General features: G+C 53.9%; 16 protein-coding genes. 4 read left to right on the top strand and 12 right to left on the bottom strand.

Features of this window, described 5'->3' with window-relative positions; translation table 11 throughout:
- Positions 1-58: 58 nt before the first annotated feature.
- The 3 genes from murI to dnaA all read right to left on the bottom strand — a co-directional run bounded on the left by murI (position 59) and on the right by dnaA (position 4,999).
- On the bottom strand, positions 59-880 hold the full coding sequence (murI, locus tag KQI65_02550) for a glutamate racemase (protein ID MCB2203603.1): 822 nt from the start codon (positions 878-880) through the stop codon (positions 59-61).
- A 14-nt stretch (positions 881-894) separates the two neighbouring features.
- A complete protein-coding gene (locus tag KQI65_02545; GenBank protein MCB2203602.1) occupies positions 895-3,273 on the bottom strand; it encodes an HD domain-containing protein in 2,379 nt (792 codons plus the stop codon).
- A 292-nt stretch (positions 3,274-3,565) separates the two neighbouring features.
- Entirely contained in the window at positions 3,566-4,999 is a 1,434-nt protein-coding gene (gene dnaA, locus KQI65_02540; GenBank protein MCB2203601.1) for a chromosomal replication initiator protein DnaA, read from the bottom strand.
- A gap of 509 nt (positions 5,000-5,508) precedes the next feature.
- Here dnaA and KQI65_02535 point away from each other — a divergent pair.
- The 4 genes from KQI65_02535 (at position 5,509) to argS (ending at position 8,643) form a co-directional block, all read left to right on the top strand.
- Positions 5,509-6,027, top strand: a complete 519-nt coding sequence (locus tag KQI65_02535; protein MCB2203600.1) for a hypothetical protein — start codon at positions 5,509-5,511, stop codon at positions 6,025-6,027.
- 67 nt (positions 6,028-6,094) lie between these two features.
- Positions 6,095-6,568, top strand: coding sequence for a LytR C-terminal domain-containing protein (locus tag KQI65_02530; GenBank protein ID MCB2203599.1), 474 nt, complete (start codon positions 6,095-6,097; stop codon positions 6,566-6,568).
- A gap of 21 nt (positions 6,569-6,589) precedes the next feature.
- Positions 6,590-6,937, top strand: a complete 348-nt coding sequence (gene rsfS / locus KQI65_02525) for a ribosome silencing factor (protein MCB2203598.1) — start codon at positions 6,590-6,592, stop codon at positions 6,935-6,937.
- 74 nt (positions 6,938-7,011) lie between these two features.
- Positions 7,012-8,643: an arginine--tRNA ligase gene (argS, locus tag KQI65_02520; protein ID MCB2203597.1), complete on the top strand. Its 1,632-nt coding sequence runs from the start codon at positions 7,012-7,014 to the stop codon at positions 8,641-8,643.
- A 48-nt stretch (positions 8,644-8,691) separates the two neighbouring features.
- On the opposite strand, the gene KQI65_02515 is transcribed toward argS, so the two are convergent.
- The 9 genes from KQI65_02515 to KQI65_02475 all read right to left on the bottom strand — a co-directional run bounded on the left by KQI65_02515 (position 8,692) and on the right by KQI65_02475 (position 20,044).
- A complete protein-coding gene (locus KQI65_02515) occupies positions 8,692-9,435 on the bottom strand; it encodes a hypothetical protein (GenBank protein MCB2203596.1) in 744 nt (247 codons plus the stop codon).
- 88 nt (positions 9,436-9,523) lie between these two features.
- Entirely contained in the window at positions 9,524-11,629 is a 2,106-nt protein-coding gene (locus KQI65_02510; GenBank protein ID MCB2203595.1) for a peptidylprolyl isomerase, read from the bottom strand.
- A 162-nt stretch (positions 11,630-11,791) separates the two neighbouring features.
- Entirely contained in the window at positions 11,792-13,306 is a 1,515-nt protein-coding gene (locus tag KQI65_02505; GenBank protein ID MCB2203594.1) for an outer membrane protein transport protein, read from the bottom strand.
- 90 nt (positions 13,307-13,396) lie between these two features.
- The gene (locus KQI65_02500; protein MCB2203593.1) at positions 13,397-14,425 is read right to left on the bottom strand and encodes a hypothetical protein; all 1,029 of its coding nucleotides are present in this window, start codon (positions 14,423-14,425) and stop codon (positions 13,397-13,399) included.
- Positions 14,426-14,641: 216 nt separating this feature from the next.
- Positions 14,642-15,433, bottom strand: a complete 792-nt coding sequence (locus tag KQI65_02495) for a hypothetical protein (GenBank protein MCB2203592.1) — start codon at positions 15,431-15,433, stop codon at positions 14,642-14,644.
- Between the two features lie 19 nt (positions 15,434-15,452).
- The gene (fbp, locus tag KQI65_02490; GenBank protein MCB2203591.1) at positions 15,453-16,484 is read right to left on the bottom strand and encodes a class 1 fructose-bisphosphatase; all 1,032 of its coding nucleotides are present in this window, start codon (positions 16,482-16,484) and stop codon (positions 15,453-15,455) included.
- Between the two features lie 34 nt (positions 16,485-16,518).
- Positions 16,519-16,929: an ATP-binding protein gene (locus KQI65_02485; protein ID MCB2203590.1), complete on the bottom strand. Its 411-nt coding sequence runs from the start codon at positions 16,927-16,929 to the stop codon at positions 16,519-16,521.
- Positions 16,930-16,994: 65 nt separating this feature from the next.
- Positions 16,995-18,923 carry a hypothetical protein gene (locus KQI65_02480; protein MCB2203589.1) on the bottom strand — a complete coding sequence of 643 codons (1,929 nt, stop codon included), beginning with the start codon at positions 18,921-18,923 and terminating at the stop codon, positions 16,995-16,997.
- A 77-nt stretch (positions 18,924-19,000) separates the two neighbouring features.
- Positions 19,001-20,044 carry a hypothetical protein gene (locus KQI65_02475; protein ID MCB2203588.1) on the bottom strand — a complete coding sequence of 348 codons (1,044 nt, stop codon included), beginning with the start codon at positions 20,042-20,044 and terminating at the stop codon, positions 19,001-19,003.
- Between the last annotated feature and the right edge of the window lie 19 nt (positions 20,045-20,063).

The following is a 20,063-nucleotide window of genomic DNA, read 5'->3' as shown; positions in this document are numbered from 1 at the left end:
GCTTTGCGTTCTGGTCATGGCAGGTGGGAAAACGGCGCAAGGGAAGTGCTTCGTCCGTTTACGCGAGATGCACTCTGGTTACGCGGAGATCGGCTTTGTCGAGGAATATTTCCCCGAGCTGTTTGAAGCGCTGCGGAACATCGGAAACAAAGAATGAATAGTTTGGTTGATGTGCGGATGCGTTCAGCAAATCGCTTTCCCGGAGCAGACGTTCAACTTCAATTGCGGCCGCTTCACCGGAATCGATCAGTGATACTTCCTCGCCGATCGTGCGTTGAATAACATCACGCAGGATGGGATAATGAGTACAACCGAGGATGAGCGTATCTATCTGTTCTTTTTTGATGGGTTGAAGATATTCCGCTGCGATCTGCGCGGATACCGGGTGAGATCCCCACCCTTCTTCCGCAAGTGGAACGAAGAGGGGACATGCTGCCGAGAACGTATGGAACGTGTCATTGCAATGACGCAGGGCGCGGGGATAGGCATCGCTGCCGATGGTCGCGTATGTTCCGATCACTCCGACGCGTCCATTCCTGCTCGCATTGCAAGCCGCTTCAGCACCTGGTTGAATCATGCCGACGATGGGGATATCGAAATGAGACTTGAGATCGTCGATGGCAACAGCTGAAACGGTGTTGCACGCGACAACGATAATCTTCACTCCCTGCTGCATGAGGAAGCGGGTATCTTCAAACGCGTACTCCCTCACGACTTCCGCCGATTTGCTGCCATAAGGCACGCGTGCCGTATCACCGAAATAGGTGATGTTCTCATGCGGCAGATGCTTCATCAGCGCGTGCACCACCGTCAGTCCGCCAATACCGGAATCAAACACCCCGATACTTTTCTGTGACTGAGGAATATTCCACGACGGCATGCGTGAAGAAGAATTCATTGCTGTGTCATCTCATTGATCTGTCGCAGGAGGCGTGACCGGAGATCCTGTTTCCGTACCTCATCATCGAGTGGATTCCCAGCGGAATCGACGACATAGAAGCTGTCGACGACGCCATCCACTCGGGTTGCAATTTTGGCAAATACCACGTTCAATCCAAATTCTGACAGTTCACCTGCAAGTCTGTAGAGAAGACCGAATGTATCCGGGGCGTAAACTTCGACAATAGTCTGCCGTGCGCCATCCGCCGCCGTATGCGGAATATATTCTACAGCTGTTTTGATATTTTCACGCGGCATTTTTCGCAGACGTCGTATCCACTTTCTTCTGCTGCGCGTATACAATTGCTCGACATCGCACTCGCCCGCACACATGCTGCGTATGATATCTCGCAACTCCCGTGTCTGTTCCCTTCCGAGATTATTCCCGCTGATGATATCGACGACTCGAAACATGTCTATCACCACATCATTTCGCGTTTCAATTGCAGCATCCACAATAGAGGCGTCAGCGGCAAAGAACGCAGCGGAAAGTTGAGAAAGCAGTTTCGGCCTGTCCACACAGAAAATGGTGACTTCCGAATACGAGCGATGATGCGTTACGCTCATCCGCATGAGTTCACCGTCGAGGATGTCGTCAACCGAAGTATTGAACTGATGATGTTCCATACTCGTGGCTTCCTCGACGATGAAACCCTCGCGTATGCTTATCTGCTCCGTGGAATCATCCTGCAGAAGATGATGCTTTGCAGCTTCGTATAATTCCGCCAGCAAATCCTTTTTCCATTCGGTGAGGACGCCAGGATTGAGTGCGGACATATCGGCACAGGTGAGCACATACAGCAGGCGAAGCCTGTTCAGGTTTTCCACCCGTTCAGTAAATGGCTGGAGGGCTGCCAGGTCCCTGAAATTTCTCCGAAAGGCGAGCTGTTCCATGCGCAGATGGTCGTGAACGAGAAAACGAACATCATCCGCAATATCCATACGGTTGAATCGTCTGAGAATGTCGTCACACATATCGGCACCCACGATTTCATGGCGTTTCAAGTCGATGGGTTTTGCAATGTCGTGCAGAAGCAGCGCATAGCGCAGTGGGGATATATCTTCAATTTCACGAAGCACCACAGCGACATGCTCATCGCCACGTTCTCGCCATTCTTCAACGGAGCGCAGGCAGCGCAGCGTATGTTCATCCGCAGTGAAAAAATGGTAGATGTTGTGTTGAAAGTACTGGGAAAGTGCACGGAACTCCGGGAGCAACCGACCGAGTATGCGCATTTCATGCATGCGCGAAAGGGTCGCATAGACGTATGCCGGCTGTCTCAGTATTTCATCGAACATCGCCCTGCATTGCGCGCTGTCAAAGCGAAGTTCCGCATCGCCATCGAGACGACGCACGAGTCCAATGCTGACAGGAATTTTTTCCCGGCAGGATTGCAGAAAAAGCTCCATCACATCTTCCCCGGTCGTCGTATTGCTGCCGGACAGCATTTCAAGCCTTGTCGTCAGACCGAGATCAGAAAACAGAAGCTGCAGTGCCACATGAACCGTATGCGCGTGACGATAGTAGTGCCGCATGAATGCTTCCACCCCCTTCTTCTCAGACGCATCTCCATACCCCATTTCTGCGGCGACCTCACGCTGCAGATCAAAATCAAGCGTATCATGCAGGTGTCCACTGCAATCATGCATCGCCTGTCGCGTGCGAAGCAGAAAATCGTATGCTTCGAGCAACTGCTCGCGACGCAGCTCCTGCAACTGCACCGTACGCAGTATGCTGCGCACTTCCGGCCAGGGTACCGGCTCGCAGTCAAGCTGCTCCGAACCCATCAGCAATGACATATAGTATATCGTATGGATATCGCGCAGTGCGCCAGCACTGTTTTTGATATTGGGCTCCAGCAATGCAAGCGTTTCACCGTACTGACCATGCCGTTCCATCGCCAGAGTGAATAAAGCCTCGAGCAATTGCATCCTGTGTGTTTTCGCCTGCAGACACATCCCACGGCGAAAATCAGCGAACAACTCCCTGTTGCCTTCAACGTACGTGGCGTCCATCTGTGACACCCATGAGCGCACATCCTCATCCATCATATCCAGGCAATCCTGCAGCGACCGGCTTATCACACTGATGTGGCTTCCCTCACGATGCAGATACCGCAGCATTTCATCTGCATCACCAGTTGCGGTAGTACCTTCTTCCATCCCCTCTGTTTCCTGGTACAGAAGCAGAATATCGGTGTCGGAATGCGCAGTCTGTTCCCCTCTCGCAACACTGCCGGATACGCAAAGGCACAGCGAATTTTTCACCCCAAACTTTTTCCACAACGCATGCATGTCATCCATCACTGCCATGTTTTCCTTTTCACGCTGCATATGCACGCCCTAATGATATGAACATGGATTTCTCATAAATAAATATGCTCTTATTATTAGGAATGTGGATATGTGGATAACCGTGGTTGGCGAGAGGTAACTGTTGTCCTGCAATAAGATAACCCGGATTCCCGTGAGAAAATCCTTGATGTGTACAAGCTGTGTGGGGACTGTGTGTGGAAAACATTATCAGAAATTGCTGCAATCCAAAACAAAGAAAAAGGCAATGTTCCACATCGGAAACATTGCCTGAAGGGGTTATCCACAGCGTATTCCACCGAATGTGGACGGGTCAGCGCGAAATATAGGAAATCTGTTTTTCCAGTTTTTCCACATGCATACGCAGTGAGTCATCACTGGCAATACTGCGCTCGATGGTTTTGCACGCATGGATAATGGTGCTGTGATCTCGTCCACCGAAGTGCAGTCCAATGGTTTTCAGCGAAGCCCGCGTGAGGTTCTTTGAAAGATACATCGCCACCTGGCGTGGAAGCACAATTTCCTGCTTCCGGGTTTTGGCGCGCAACGAATTCTCGGGGATTTTGAAGTGATCCGCCACCATTTTCTGTATCTGTTCTACCGTGATATCTTTCTTTTCCGAATCAATCACGTTGCGCAGAACCTTTTCTGCGAGATTGACATCGAGGGGACACTGTTCAAGCGTATGGCGCGCGATCAGTCCAATATAGCAGCCCTCGAGTTCGCGAATGTTCGATTTGACGTTCGAGGCGATGAACTCTATTACTTCCTGCGGAATGTCTATGTGATCGCCGTCCGCTTTTTTACGCAGAATGGCGATGCGCGTTTCCAGATCAGGCGGCTGCACATCAACGGTGAGTCCGCACTGGAAGCGTGAAATCAGACGCTCATCCAGTCCGACCAGGTCTTTGGGCGGACGATCGGAAGAAAGAATGATCTGCTTCTTGAGCTGATGCAGCGTGTTGAAGGTGTGGAAAAAGGTATCCTGCGTTCTTTCCTTCCCGGAGAAAAACTGAATGTCATCGAGAATGAGCACATCCATGCTGCGATAGAAATTCGAAAATTCAATGGTGTTGTTTTTCTCGATGGCCTCGACGAAGTCGATGGTGAATTTCTCGCTGCTGACGTAGTAGACCCGTTTCTGGGGATTGTTCATCGAAACGTAGTTGCCGATCGCCTGGATCAGATGCGTCTTTCCGAGTCCTACACCCCCGTACAGCACGAGGGGATTGAATGCGGTTTCGCCCGGATTGTTTGCGACATTGAGTGCGGCTGCGCGCGCGAACTGATTGCCATCGCCGCGGATGAAACTGTCGAAAGTGAATTTCGGATTGAGATTGGTAACGAATGGATCACGCCGCGGGGCAGAATCGGAACGCATATGTCGCATTTCACCATTCTGCGCGCCCATGGTTGCCGCTCCACCGGTTGCCCCCGTTGGATACGGATTATGCTGTACGGCGGGAGAAAGCTTCTCATCCTTGGGAATTTTCACCGCGTACTGCAGTCTGGCCTCGTCTCCAAGAACCTCGTGCAATGCTGCCTGAATGAGGTCGAAGAAATGCTCTTCGAGCCATTCGTAGAAATAGGTGCTGGGAACCTCTACCGTCAGCAGTCCGCTCTGCAGACTGGTGGGCAGGATGGGTTCAAACCAGGTTTTGAATGTAAGGGATTTGATCTGCGGTTTGATGAATTCCAGGCATGCACTCCATGCGGAGGCGGCAGAATTCTCGGTTGCAACGTTCATGGGCGAGGAGTTATTCACAGAATTAAGACAAAAATCCGTTTTATTGCGCTCAAATAGTTCCTGCTGAGAAAAAACAACAGCACCCCCTGAGATTTAACCGGAATTCCGCTAAATCTTTTGTTTTTTGTGTTTTAGAGAAAGAGCGTCAGGGGTGTCTCAGAGTGTCGTTCCGGGAATCAAACCCGATCCGGACGGAAGGGACACGTATGTATGGATTTCAACAGGTGTTATTCACAACTTATCCACACCTCAAAAGCCATTGTGGATGTGAACTAGTATAGAGACCGCGCGAGTGAATTTCAATATGAAAAAATCTTTGTGAGGACTTGATTTTTTCAAAGTATGGGTGCCGTAATGACTTACGGGGGAAAAAAAAATTGAAGTTTTTTCTGTTCAAATTTTACGGTTATTCAGGCCCTGAAATCAGATTGCGGGACGAGGCTGTGACTTGTTTTTTTGCCCTGTCCTGCGTAGAATTCGAGAGTATTTCAAGGACGAAAGTAAACACCATGAAGCGTCATTTTACTACGATACTCCTCTTCCTTTTTGTCCCCGTTCTGCTGCAGGCGCAGTTCAGGGGTGAAGAGCCGCGTCGTCCCTCGGTTTCCGACGGCATGTACCAGGAGAGCGGCAGTGCACCTATTCTCGGGTTCTTCCACCCGGAAAATCTCGAGATGCGACACAGTCTTTCTTTCAGTTATGGAATGATGGGAGACCAGGGGTTGGGAATGTCAATGTACACCAACAGTCTCCGTTACAGAATAGCGGAACCGCTGTCCGTGCGTGCCGACATCTCCATGATGTTTTCGCCGTTCGGATCAGCCAGTCAAAGCTTCAAGAACGATATCAGTGGCATATTTTTGCGCCGCGCGAGCATTGACTACAAACCGAGCAAGGATATGAACATCAGCCTGCAATACAACAGCTATCCTTTCGGCGGGTACTATCCGTATGGCAGTTCCTATGGGCGATATGGAATGTTTGGTGGAACGGGGCTTTTCATGTCTGATGACTTCGACGACGAATAAATCGCCGACACACAGTGGTATTCACGAAAAGCCGTGTGCACGGCTTTTTTTTATGTATATTTGCCTCATGGCCAGGGTCAAAAAGAAAAAACAGCTGAGTCCGAAAAATCTTTTTCTCAATATTCTCATCGCGCTGCTGAGCATCGTCGTTTTTTTCCTCCTGTACTCGTTTATCACAAATTCCATCGTGAACAAGCCGGTGGAGTGGACGACGGAAAATGCAGAGCAGGGAGAAACCGCGGGTGAAATCATCCAGCTCGATGTCCTCAACGGCTGCGGTGTGTCAGGCATTGCTCAGGATTTCACGGATTTCCTGAGAAAAAGGAATTTCGATGTGGTGCAGTCGTCGAATTACAAGACGTTTGATGTCGAGCAGTCCCTCGTCATTGATCGCACCGGTGATCTCGCGGCCGCGAGAAAAGTGGCATATGCACTCGGAATCGATGAAAAGAACATTGTTCAGCAGATAAATCCGGATTATTATCTCAACGTGTCTGTTGTCATAGGACGCGATTACGAGTCCCTCAAACCATCCAAGTAAAGAGAAACAATCAGGTAGATATTGGAAGCGAAAGAATTTGCCAGGCAAGCAGCGGAACTGACCCTGTCGAAAAAGGCGCAGGATGTCGTCATCATGGATCTTACGGGACTTTCGGACGTCACGAATTTCTTCGTCGTCTGCAGTGGGGAATCCGACACACAGGTGAAGGCAATTGCAGATGCGGTAATGGATGGCGCCGTGGAAATCGGCGTGAAAGTATGGCGAAAGGAAGGACTCAACAATCTCCAGTGGGTGCTTCTCGATTTCGTCGATGTCGTGGTGCATGTATTTCAGCCGAAAGTGCGGGAATATTATGACCTCGAACGGCTCTGGGGCGATGCCCCCGTCACGCAGGTCCATGATGAATGACGCGCAGGCATGATCAGGATGATGTGTCCCGCGTCCAGGTACAGTATTCTCACTCCCCCCTACATAGACAGCATATGAAAGACTATCTCAAACGCAGCATCGAGACGGCGTTGTCCGCTCTCGGAATTGATCCGTCTGAAGCGGATATACAATTTGAAAAACCCAAGGTCGCGGAGCACGGTGACCTGTCGAGCAATATCGCAATGACGCTCGCACGCGTGGCGAAGAAGAATCCCAGGCAGATCGCGCAGGAGCTCGTCGATACACTGGAACTCGACAGCACGCGTATTGCTGCAGTGGAAATCGCGGGACCGGGATTCATCAATTTCCGCTTCGCGCAGAATTATCTTTATGAGGGACTCACCGCCGTCCTCACCCAGGGCGACAGATACGGTGCGAGCAATGCCTTTGAAGGGAAAACCGTCAATGTGGAATGGGTAAGCGCCAATCCGACAGGTCCCCTGCATGCAGGTCACGGACGACAGGTGTGTATCGGCGAAACGGTGTGCTCTCTGCTGGAATGGACGGGATGGAAGGTTACCCGCGAATACTATTTCAACAACGCGGGCAACCAGATGCAGAATCTCGCCATCACCGTGCGCGAGCGCTATCGCGCGCTTTTCGGCGAGGCGGAGCAGGAAGAAAACATTCATTACGCCGGCGATTACATACGCGAAATCGCACAGGGAATTGCCGATGAGCACGGCGATGGCAAAATGACGGCGGAACTGGATTTCTTCCGCTCAGCAGGCGAACAGTGGTGCTTTGCTGCCATCAGGAAAACGCTCGATCACCTGCAGGTCAAGCATGACGTCTTCTACAATGAAGACAGTCTTTACAGCGAAGGGAAAATTGACGCGGTGCTCAAGGATCTCAGGGAAAAAGGACTGGCCTACGACAAAGACGACGCGGTCTGGCTGAAGACTACGGAATTCGGGGCCGACAAAGACCGCGTCATTGTCAAGAGCACGGGTGAACCCACCTACCGTCTTCCCGATATCGCGTATCACAAGGAAAAAATTCTCCGCGGTTTCGACCGCATCATCGATATTTTCGGCGCCGATCATATCGCGACCATACCCGACGTGCTCGCAGCCGTGCGCGCGTTCGGACTCTCCACTGACCACGTCGACGTCATCATCCACCAGATGGTCAGCTTTGTCAATGAGGGTGAAACGGTGAAGATGAGCAAGCGATCGGGCAATGTGTATTCGCTCGATGACCTCATTGAAGACGTCGGCAGCGACGCCGTCCGATATTTCTTTATCATGCGCGGCGCCAGTTCACACCTGGAGTTCGACATCCGTCTTGCGCAGGAGCAGAGCGAGAACAACCCGGTGTACTATCTCCAGTACGCGCACGCACGCATCGCGAGCATTCTCCGCTTTGCTGAAAGTGAAGGCATGGGTGCAGCAACAGAGGGGCAATATGATCTGCTGCAGCATGAATCGGAAATTGCGCTGATCAAAGTACTGCTGCAGTTCGGTGAAATTATTGAGCTGTCGGCGAGAACCTACGACACCCAGCATATCTGCACATACCTGCACAACGCGGCGACGGCGTTCCACAAGTTCTATCACGACTGCCGGGTTGTTACGGAAGACAAGGCGCTCAGTGCCGCACGCATCGCCCTGTGCCACGCGACCAGGCAGGTACTGGCCAACGGATTTTCCATCATCGGTATCAGTGCCCCGGAAAAAATGTAGAGAGCCGGAGGGAAAGGAAGATTGTGGCGCGTATGGAATTCCATGCACCTAGAAGTGCCAGGAAATCCCGATCGCATACACATTCCCGTTGAGATTTACGTGGGAGAGAAACGGGGAGGTCTCCAACGGGTAGGCAACGCCGTTGGATTGTACCGTGGACAGCGGGAAGCGGTTTTCCACCGACATCTGTGGATCACGAAAGACGATATCGGCACGCAGTCCGAGATGATCGGTCAACAGATATTCGGCACCGACCAGAACGTGGATACCAAAAGCGGGGAGTGAAGAGGCCGTTTCGGAAGATACATCCGCAATCACATACACGCGGCGTCCGACATACATCCCTGCCCCTGCACCGACAAACATTTCAAATCTTCTGCTGCTGAACGGTAGCATGAACATCCCACTGACTTCCGCGATCCAGACATCGTAGCCGTTTTCAATCTTCGTACCCACCTGATCGCGATACGAACTGCGTGCGTGCACGTATTCCCCGTGCAGCTGCAGCGCCACGGTGGAAAAAAGGCGGTACCGGTAACTGAGTCCATATCCGAAGGTACTGCCGATATCCGTGTTTGCCTGACGTTCTACCGGATCCGGTGACTGGGGAGAGAGGAAGATCTGGGAGTCTTCGACAATGCCGCCGAAGAAGGAGAGGGAATGGAGCCTGTGCTGCGCGTCTGTCCCCTCCTGCGCTGTTGCGACGCCGGAGACGAGCAGAGGGATGAGGATAAAAAACAGCATCCCCCGGTGTTTCGTAACTGTCGTGTACTTCCACCGGGGGATGCGCATTCTGTTCCTCAGTTCGTGGTCAGGCTAATCGCGTGCTACTCCACAAAATCGGAAGCGGCTGCGAAAAGTTCCACCGCGCCGTGAGGCATCAGCGGAAAAATTTATGTCGATTATCGACGATGTCGATATCGTCACGCTTTTCTTCGATCCAGGAACGAACAAATTCGTTCTGCAGAGAGGAAAGCTCCTGCTTGCGCAGTTCATCTTTCTTCACCTTGTATGCCGTGTCGTCGAAATCAGATTTCGAGAGCAGGCGGACAACATAGATACCACGCAGGCCGCGGAACGGAGCAGTCGACTTGCCGGGCTCGAGCTTGAGCATCTTTCCAATGAAAGCCTGATCGGGACCGATATTGGGAACGCCGTTCTGCAGTTTGAATGGCGGCGGTGTGGTCACGTTGAGATTGGGGCTGCTGTTCGCAAGCGCGTCAAGTGACTTTCCACCAGCGTCCTGCTGCTTTGCTATGTCAAAGGTCTTTTCAACCTGACGCTCATAAATTACCTGGGCGCGAATCTGATCGCGGACTTCGTCGAGCGGACGATAGCCGGCATCGCGCGTGTCTGCGAGCATGGCGACGACATAGCCGTTGCTGGCGCGATGTACCTCGCTGATATCACCGACACTGTTGTCGAAAGCAAAGCGCATAAGGGCGGGATTTGTACCGATACCCGGGACATACGAGCCAGTCTGCTTCGCGAATTCCGCGGTCTCCTGCACCTGCAGTCCCTGCGCATTGGCTTCCTGCTCGAACCCGTTTTCGTTGGCGAAGTACGCAAAATTGCGCGCTTTCTCGAAAATCTCTTCCATGGTACGGGAGCCGGCGCGAATGGACATCCGGATTTCCGCAAGCTTGACTTCGCGGTTGGATGAACCGTTCACCTTGATGATATGGTAGCCGAACTGCGTCTTGACGGGACCGACGATCTGTCCGGCACGCGCATTCATGACGGCGTTTTCAAATTCCGGAACCATGCGGCCCTTGCTGAACCAGGGAAGTTTCCCCCCGCGGTCAGCGGCACCCGGTTCTTCGGAATACTGCGCGGCGAGCTTTGCGAAATCCTCACCCGACTTTGCTTTGGCGAGCACCTCTTCTGCCTTGGCTTTCTGCGCTGCCTCATCCTGTCCGCCGTCGGTACGGAAAAGAATGTGCGCTGCGCTGTAGAGCTTCTGATCGCCTGTGCGGGAGTCCATGACCTTGTACAGTGACAGGCCGGTCTCGTTGGGGATGGGACCGACGACAGTGCCGACAGGGACATCGAAGACTTTGTCCGCAACCTGCTCAGGGACGTTCTCACGCGTCGACCACTGGGTGGAATCATACGGAGTCTCGGAGTTTAGCTCAACCATTTCGAGGAAATCCGAACCTTCGCTCACCATCTTGCTGATGTTGTTCAGCTCGTTGAGCACGGCAGCGGTATCACTCTTGGAAGGTGCATCCGGGAAGAGCACATACTTGAGAACACGCATGTCTTCGATTTTGAAGCGATCCTTGTTCTTCTCGTAATAGCTCTGGTATTCTGCATCCGTCGGTTCGCTCGTGTCGCTGGCTGCGAACACGCGCGGATCCCAGAACACGTAGCTGACGTTGAAATCGATATTATTCTCGATGTATTTCCAGCGAACGTCATCTTCGGAGACAATGACAGAGGAGGTGAGAATATTGGTCAGCTTCGAGCGGAGCAGTTCTGATTTGAGCTGCTGCTCAACGGCGATGAGCGCCTCCTGATTTTCCGGACCTGGATTGCGAAGGAACTGCTCATAAGCCTGCGCGTTGAAACGGCCCGTGCTGTCCTTGAAATACTGTGCGAGCTGTTCGGGGGGATTGTTCAGGTCCCACACCCAGTCCGTGATTTCCTGATCGGAAACCGTGATGCCGAATTCCTCAATGGCATTTTCGACGATGGACTGCGTGACGAAATCATTCCAGACCTGTTCACGGATCTGCATGAAGTCGTTTTCTGTAAGCTCACGTCCCTCATTCTGCTGGCGGCGCTGCTCGGCGACGCGGTCGACTACTGCCTGGTACTCCTGGTACGTGATGGACTTCCCACCCACGTTACCAATTTCGTTGGCAGAGCCCTGCATGATGGAACCGATATCAACATCACTGATCACCCAAAAGGCGACGAAGACGACAATAAAAGCGATGATGAATACGTGCGCATTGTCGCGCATTTTTGTCATCATTCCCATGTTTAATACTCCACGAAAAAAGAACAGATATACAAGCTAGGCAATATAGTGGGAGACGCATTATAAAGCAATGCATGAAGTGGACTCACTGTAAATGCCGTGAAAACAAAAACCCCGCGGCCAGTGAGTGCCCCGGGGTTGATGCAGGTGTGTCGTCCTGTGTCAGAAGCGGTAAACCAGTCCGAACATGAGCTGGGAAACCGCAATTTCCTGGTTGACGGTAAATGCGCTTTCCGGCACATCGGTATCCGGATCGATGTACGGGTAGCTGAAGGTCTCGAGGCTTGAGTGCACGTAGGCGGCCTGAAGGGAAATATTATGTTCAAAGGTGTAGCCGACGCCCGCGGAGAGTGTCGTCACGTTGTACTCGCTTTTTCCTTCATCGGCTTCGTAGGGTGAGAAGCGATATCCGAAACCGGCCCGCAGTGCGAGACCGGTGTTGGGCACGCGGAATTCACCGCCAACGCGGAAGTTGTTCGTCGAACGAAACTCCTGACGAATACTGCGGTTGAATTCGCTCAGTGCAAAGGCGTCGAGGTCGTTGCTGGCATTGAATTCGATATTGGAATAATCCACGAGTTCGATATCGGCCGCTATGGTGGCGGATTCCACCGGATTGACAGAGGCACCGAAAGAGTACACTGCCGGGGTGATGATTTCGTAATTGTGGTTGCTGAACGTGAGGTCGTAGCCTTCACCGGAACCGTCGGCAAAATAGCTGTCGCCGGATTTGTAATAATCCTCGTTCACGGTGATGCTGCTTGCGGTCTGAATGGATACGCCGAATCGTGCCTTGTCACGGAAATTGTACAGGAAACCGAAACGCATGTTCCAACCGGAGAGGTCCTGGTTGATCTCCTCATAGAGATCGAGACGATCGAAATCAGTACGCAGGATATCGTTCGTACTATTGGGATCGGGATTGATACCGAGGATGGCACCCTGCCACACATTATTGACATCGGTTTCGATGAATGTGCGCTCGTAGCGGTAAGAACCACTGAGGACGTTGAGCGAGACGCCGACCATGGCACCCTGGGCGACTTCCATACTGCCGCCGATGGACCACTGATTCAGACCGCCTTCTTCATACTGGTCGATGGTCTGCTGAACACGGTTGGCCACGGGAATGGCCAGCCAGCCGGGGAGATTCTCGTTGAGCAGCGAATCGACAATCACGTCTTCCAGCCCGAGATTCCAGGCGAAATCCAGATCGTAATCCTCGTTGAACAGCGACGCCTGGATTGAGCTTTCCGGGTTGTATACATCCAGCATCATGGCACCATTGTAGTCGAGGATGCGGTTGTAGCCGGCTGCGACAACGAAGCTGCCGCGGACAACAGGGAAAGGCACGGCGAAATTCAGGTTGGTGAGTACCATCTGGCTGTTGTCGCCGTTTTCGGTTACGCTGAAGAGAGAGGCGTCATTACTGTAACCCATGTTCGCCAGTCCGACCGAAAACTCCCGCATACGCAGCTGCGCGAGTCCCGCGGGATTCCAGTACAGCGCGGTTGCGTCGTTGGCGAGTCCGATAAAGGCATTTCCCATGCCGGCGCTCCGTGTACCGACCACGGTACCGGTGTGCGAGAGCCGCAGGGCGTCTTCAATAACCTGCGCCTGGGCCTGCATTGACCAGGCCAGCATGAGAAAAATAAAGATCGACAATGCGCGTTTCATGTGTTCCTCCATAAAGACCGTTTCAATGAGGTATCGCTGTTGCGAAACGGCCGCAATTCCATTGTTTGATTTACAGCGGCTTCAAATGGCTTAACGGGAACGACTGCGGCCGCCACCGGAAGAAGAACGGCTGCTGCCGGATGACGAGGAGCGTCCACTGCTGCCGCTGGAACTGCGCGACGGCGGGGAGTAGCTGCGGGAGCTGCCGGATGAGCTTCTGCTCGAACGCGAAGAAGGCGTATAGCTGCGTCCCGAAGAACTGCTCGAACGTGAGCGCGAAGACGGTGTGTAGCTGCGGTTTGACGAACCCGAACGGGATGATGAACGCGTGGATTCCCTGGAGCTTCCGGAACTCGATCGTGAGCGGCTTGTGCTGCTGCTGCGTGAACTGCCGGAAGAACTCCGCGCCCTCTCATACGCCGAGCGAGAGCTGCTTCTCGACGAGCTGTTAACCGATTCTCTCGTGCTCCTGTTCAGGCGCTCATAGGTGTTGCTGCGGCTGCTGCGCGTTGCGGACGAACGCACGGAGCTGCGTCCGTCATTCGTGACCCGCGAGACACGTGAACGTGTGGTGCCAGCGGCACTTCTCGAGCGGCTGGAAGTCAGGCTGCGTGTGACGCCTGTCGTGCGTACCCGTGAACCCGTGTGCCGGGTCGTGAGAACAGCGGATCCGCCGTAGTAGCCACCGCCATAATAACCGCCACCCCAGCCGTAATAGCCCCAGTGGCTGTGATACGGGGAATGCCAGTAGTAGGAGGGACCGTACCAGAAGGGACTGTAGTACGAAGAATATCCCCAGTACGGCGTGTAGTATCCACCGTAGGGAGGACTGTAGTAACTCCCATACCAGGGATCGTAATTCATCGACCAGTATGAACCCCAGCGTACGGGGTAATAGAAGTCGAAGTACGCGGAGGTACGGGGATAACTATCATAATAATAGTTGTTTGTGACGACGTTCCCGAGCGTATCTTCATAGGTCTCAGAATAATCGGCGTAGCCGTAATCCTCGTAGCGGGGATAGTCGTCGCGCACGGCGATCTGTGTGTAGCAGCCGGATGTTCCAAACAGCAGCGCAACAGATGCAAGCGCAATGAGTAGGTTTCTTGTTCGTTTCATGACACACCTCATCGGTTTCGATGTATTCTCTACCTGTATAGAGAACAAAATTCGTGCCGTAATCATGCCACCATGGACATGAAAATTGACCTTATACAACACGGAAAAGCTACATTATTTCGATGAATGAGGAAAGTCCCACCGAAGTGACCTCCAGAGAGGACAGGGGCTGGGCGAAATAAAGGACAATGATTCAGGCGAGGAGCAGCCACAGGCTCAGAGATACCGCACGTACTGCAGGCGTATGGTACGGATGATTTTGTTATACCCGAATTCCGAAGTGAGCAGATTTTTCAGCATGATATCCACATTGAACCCGATGTTTGTGGATAAACGCACGCCGGTGGACAGCGAGCCGTTGAAAAATCCGCGTCGGTCTTTGTCGTTATCGAAGGCAAAATTGTATTCGAGAAGGGCGGAGGCGATGGGACCGATGGATTTCTCCGCGCCAATAAAAATGTTGGGATCCATGTCCTCATCGTGCCGTTCCAGCGTGTAGTTCACACCGCCATGAAAACTGACGGTCCCGTAGAGCTGGTAATTTTTGCTGACGGTGACGTAAAAGCCGGGGGATTTCATCACGTATTGTCGCGCACCCGGAAGCCACCCGTCATGTCCCTGGCTGTCGAAGCCGACGACGATGGCGGGACGACGCATACTCTCTTCGAGCGCGCGATAACGCACGCTGATACCGGGCAGGTTGTTCCACGTGATGCCGCCGCTGCCGATCAGGTTCGTCCCGCCAAAGGAAAGCCCCACGTTCAGGTTGGTCACGAGTCCGTACGTAAAGCATGCCAGCACACCGCCGTTCGGATACAATGTCGTTTCCACGGCGCCGGAGGTAGCAGGCAGTATGCCTGCGACAGGCATGTCGATGAGAAACATGGGATCGATATTCGCCCGGTCACCTGCAGAGCGCTGCGCGTGCACCGGTCCGGTTGCGGTGAGAAACAGGGTGCAGGTGAGCAGGAGCAGTACCGGGATCGAAAATGACGTCTGCAGTTTCATGATGGATGTGCTTGCCACGTCAGCGCCGGCCGGCGATGAAGTCCTCTGCTTCGAGCACATCTTCCCGGCTTCCGAGAAGCAGAGGTGTGCGCTGATGGATGTCCGTGGGTTCGATTTCCAGAATGCGCTTACTGCCGTCGGATGCACGTCCGCCCGCCTGTTCGATGATGAAGGCCATGGGATTGGCTTCATACATAAGGCGAAGTTTTCCGTTCGGACTCCCGCTGTCGGCCGGGTAGGCAAAGACGCCGCCATACAGCAGCGTGCGATGCACATCGGCAATCATCGAACCGACGTAACGCGCCTTGTAGGGATGCCCCGCAGCGCTGTCCGGTGTCTGAAGAAAGTCGATGTAGCGCTGAAAACCTTCATCCCAGGTTTTACGATTTCCTTCGTTGACGCTGTAGATGCGTCCCCGTGACGGAATGGTAAGATTGGGATGGGAGAGGAGGAAGGAGCCGATGGTGGGATCGAGCGTAAAGCCCTGCACACCATTGCCGGTGGTGAATACCAGGATGGTGCTGGATCCGTACATGATGTATCCCGCGGCGACCTGCTTGATGCCGGGCTGCACAACATCCGCCTCGTTTCCCTGCTTGCCGCCGGTGACACGGCGGAAAATGGAAAATACCGTTCCGATGGTGACATTCGCTTCTATATTAGAAGAACCGTCGAGTGGATCGAACAGCATGGCATAATGTCCGCAGGGAAATTCCTCCGGGATGGGGATGACGGATTCATTTTCTTCCGAAGCCATGACACAGAGCTGTCCGCCGCTTTCCATGGCGTTGATAATCATCTGATTTGCGAACACGTCGAGTTTCTTCACATCCTCGCCGCTGGGATTGGTGGTTTCGGCCCGGCCGAGTATATCGACGAGTCCTGCCCGGCGCACTTCACGCGATACGATCTTCACGGCGAGCGCAAGATTGCGAAGCAGTGTCGAGAATTCACCGGTCGCATCCGGATGAAGGCGCTCTTCTTCCGCGATATAGCGCTGAATGGTCATGAGACGGGTCTCGTCTCCGGGCAGATACTGGCGATGGGGCATGAACGATTCCTGTGTTCGGTGGGGTTGCTGGGACTCAGTCTTCTGAGCGTCGCACGGAGAGATGGACTTCCATCCCTCCGTCGGTTTGATGGAATTCAACGGAGTCCATCATCGAACGGACAATAAGCACACCGCGCCCGCCTTCCTTGAGCAGGTTGGTTTCTGCGAGCGGGTCGGGGATGTCTTCCGGGTGAAAGCCTGTCCCTTCATCGCGAATGACAAAGTCGACACGATCCTCATAGCAGCTGCAGCTGATGTGGACTTTCTTTTCCGGATCGGATTTGTTGCCGTGAATGATACCGTTGTTGACGACTTCCGTAATCGATATCATGATGCGGTCGAGTACGGATTCCTCAAGGGTCATGGCATCGTGGATTTCCAGAATGAACGCCTCGACCAGATTGATATTGCTGCGTACGCTTGGGATGCTGATGGATTTTGTCATCACGGGCTTGCTCAGGGTCGCGGTCTCCTCAATGGAAATATGATCATTAAAGTAGAAAATCCTCGTTACAGATTCCAGAAAAGCCGCAGCGAGAGATTCGGCGTGCTGCGTGTCTCTCCGCCGTCTTCCCGCGTCAGCTGATACCACCCTTCAGCAACGATATCGGCGCTGTCGGCCATACGCAGCCGCAGGCTGGCGGTTGGACCCAGGCTCTGCAGAAGACCGCTGCGCACGCGGTCGAGTCCGTCATACCGGTAGCGGCGCTGCTCAAACAGCCGCAGGCCTGTCGAAGCCTGCACGGTTCCGCGCAGGCAGAGCAGCGACAACGACATGCTTCGTTCATCGAAGAACTGGACGGGACGCACGGTAAATGCCGACCAGCGCAACTCCCCGCGTTCATACACGCGCATATGCAGCTGAATTTCCGCCCAGTAATCGCTGCCGAGATGAATGAGCGTCGAATCACTCAGCGTCAGCTGCCGCAGGGAAAAGCTGCGCTGTGCCAGCGATGCGGTTTCGAAATCATACACCGTGTAGTTCGCGACGACTTCCGCAGAGTTGCGGCTCACGACACCGCGTCCGAGACGCAATTCCGTTGACGGTGCGAGGCGCAGGACGCGGTTCCAGGTGTTATTCGCACTGCGTTCGGAAAAGATGAATACGGTGTGACGCAAGTTGATATCACTGGCCAGCGAAGCCTGAAAATACGGGGAGAAACGGTGTACCCAGCGGATGCCCGCAAGAACGAACAGCTCATCGCGATCATCGTAGTTTTCCTCACTCGGTGTGTCATACTGCATTTTCACAGTCGATGCGGAGAGTGAGAGCGTATCGCTGCGGCTGACGGCCTGCGAAAAATTCAGTGACAGCTGCGTCTGCTCTATCGAGTTGTTTTTCTGTTCCTCGAGCAGTTCCTGCCGTGCGATGCTGACGGTCGAAGCGCCTTCGAACGGGTCAATGCTGTGCTGCTCATCCCGCTCGTTGAATTCCATGCGAAAGCTTCCACGACTCCCGTCTCCATTGTCATACATCAGCTGTGTCGATCCGTTCAGGTGGAATTCACTGATGTCGTTATCGAAAAAGGGGTTCTCGTCATTCACGCGGTTGTGCGGTCGCGCACGCGCGATATCACGCTGGGAAAGATCGATCGACGCAATGAGTCCGAGCGTCTCCAGTAACTGATAGCGCAGGGTATTGCTGAGTGTGACCACGCGTTCGTCCCGCGATTCAATCGGGTGTCCGATGCCTGTCTGGGCCTCCAGTGTGGAATCATACGCGAGGTAGAATTCCCGCCGGACGTTACGTATGGTGAGCTGCGTATGGTTCATGGTTGAGGGACCGAAGTTGGCCAGCAGCTCGGCACTGCCCCGCTGTTCGGACTGAAAGCGCGGATCGATGTACTCAGCTGAGGCATACAGTTCGCCCTGTGCCATGCTGCGTCCGATAAACAGGTCGCGGAGCGTCGCGCGTCCCGTGTACATGAATCCCATGTCCTCGATTCCCTGCTGATTATCCACGCTCACCCCTGCCATCGGTGCTACTTCCAGCACGCTGAGCGGTGACCAGCGAACACCCCCGAGAGCCTTGCTCGTGGAGAGGTCGTTGAGTCCCAGTGCGCGATTGTCGGAAAAAATGAAGGAAGAGAAAGACGTGGTTACCGCCAGATCGCGTGCGAGGTCGCGTGAAGCGTCGAGACGAAAACTCTGCTCATCTTTGACGGTACTGCGGTCGGTGCGTATCAGCGTGCGCTGAAAGCGTTCGTCCGCCGTCAGACGCCAGGGACCATTTTCGTAGCGGTAATTTCCTCCCAGATCCCAGAGAAAGGTGTTGACGTTACGTTCGAATCCCAGGGAAATGCTGCCGGGACCCCCTGTCTGCAGACTGTCCGTTGCAGCGTCCGCTGTCCTGCTGCTGTCCTGCTGCGCCGAGGAAACGGACAAGAGGACCAAAAGCAGAAAGGCACAGGCGCGGAATACGCGGAGTGTCTGGAACACGGCTTTCCCGGGAGCTTTGTGGGCAGAAGTCGGTGGCTCGGAAAATATACATTATCGCGGGCAGACCCGCGAAGCGCTCAGTCGTCGGCGACGAAAGTCTGTGCACCGGAGATGCCGTTGGGTTTCCCGTTGGCGGAGGTCACGCTGGAGACGCGCCAGAAGTACTGTTCTCCCGGCGTCAGGGCGGAGCCGTCATAGCGGAAACGCAGCGTGTCCTCCCCCGTTGCGTTGGCATACGAGCTCCAGACTTCGCCGGTGTTCTCTGAAAGCGAAACCGACAGCAGGTAGCGCGATGCTCCCGGCACGGGAAGCCAGCTGAGGAGGGGGTAAACGACGGTTTTCTCCCCACCAACCGGGGCCACGGGTTGGGGACGCTCTGCGATGATGTCGCTACCACCCGGTGAGAGAATGCTCTCTCTCCCGCCGTTGTCCACAGCGGTCACCGCATAATAGTAGCGGAAGTTCAGCCCGTTGCCAGTGGAATCGTGAAAAGCCGTGGCGGGAAGTTCTGTCAGCAGGGTGCTTTCGCTGATCTCCTCAATCGGGGTGCTGCCCCGGTAGACGCGGTAGAAGGCCAGGTCGGCTTCCTCCACCGCATCCCATGATATGCGGATTTCCTGCACGCTGCCGTCGTTGTAACCGTTGACGTTCAGTGTGCGAGGCGCGTCGGGATCGGCACGGTTTTCGGAAACGGCGTGCACGGTATCCAGCGCCGTACTTTCGTTTCCGGATTGATCGATCGCTGTCACGCAGTAATAGTACGTCGTATCATAACTGCGCTGCGTATCGATGATATAGTTGATGCTCAGGGTATCGATGGGAACGAAGGATTGCGGTGCGCGCTGTTCCGCACGGTAGACGATATACCCGCGCAAATCGCGCTCTGAATTTTCCTGCCATCCGACGAAAATGTATCCATCACGCGCGCCTTCGACAACGATACCCGCCGGAGGCAGCGGTGCGGTAGTGTCGGGACCGGGATCGATGATGCGCTCGCGCTCGCAGGACTGTAGAACGACAAGCAGCAGTACTGCTGCGGCGATATGAAACACGCGGACAGGCATGTTCACAACATACATGAACTTGCGATGGAAGGAAAGGGAGAGCGGGGGTACCGACATGGACGTGCCGCGAACGCAA

The organism is bacterium (assembly GCA_020444325.1).
Lineage (GTDB): Bacteria > Bacteroidota > Ignavibacteria > SZUA-365 > SZUA-365 > BM516.
The sequence above is the reverse complement of the archived record's forward strand: the minus strand, read 5'-3'. Positions and strand labels throughout refer to the sequence as shown.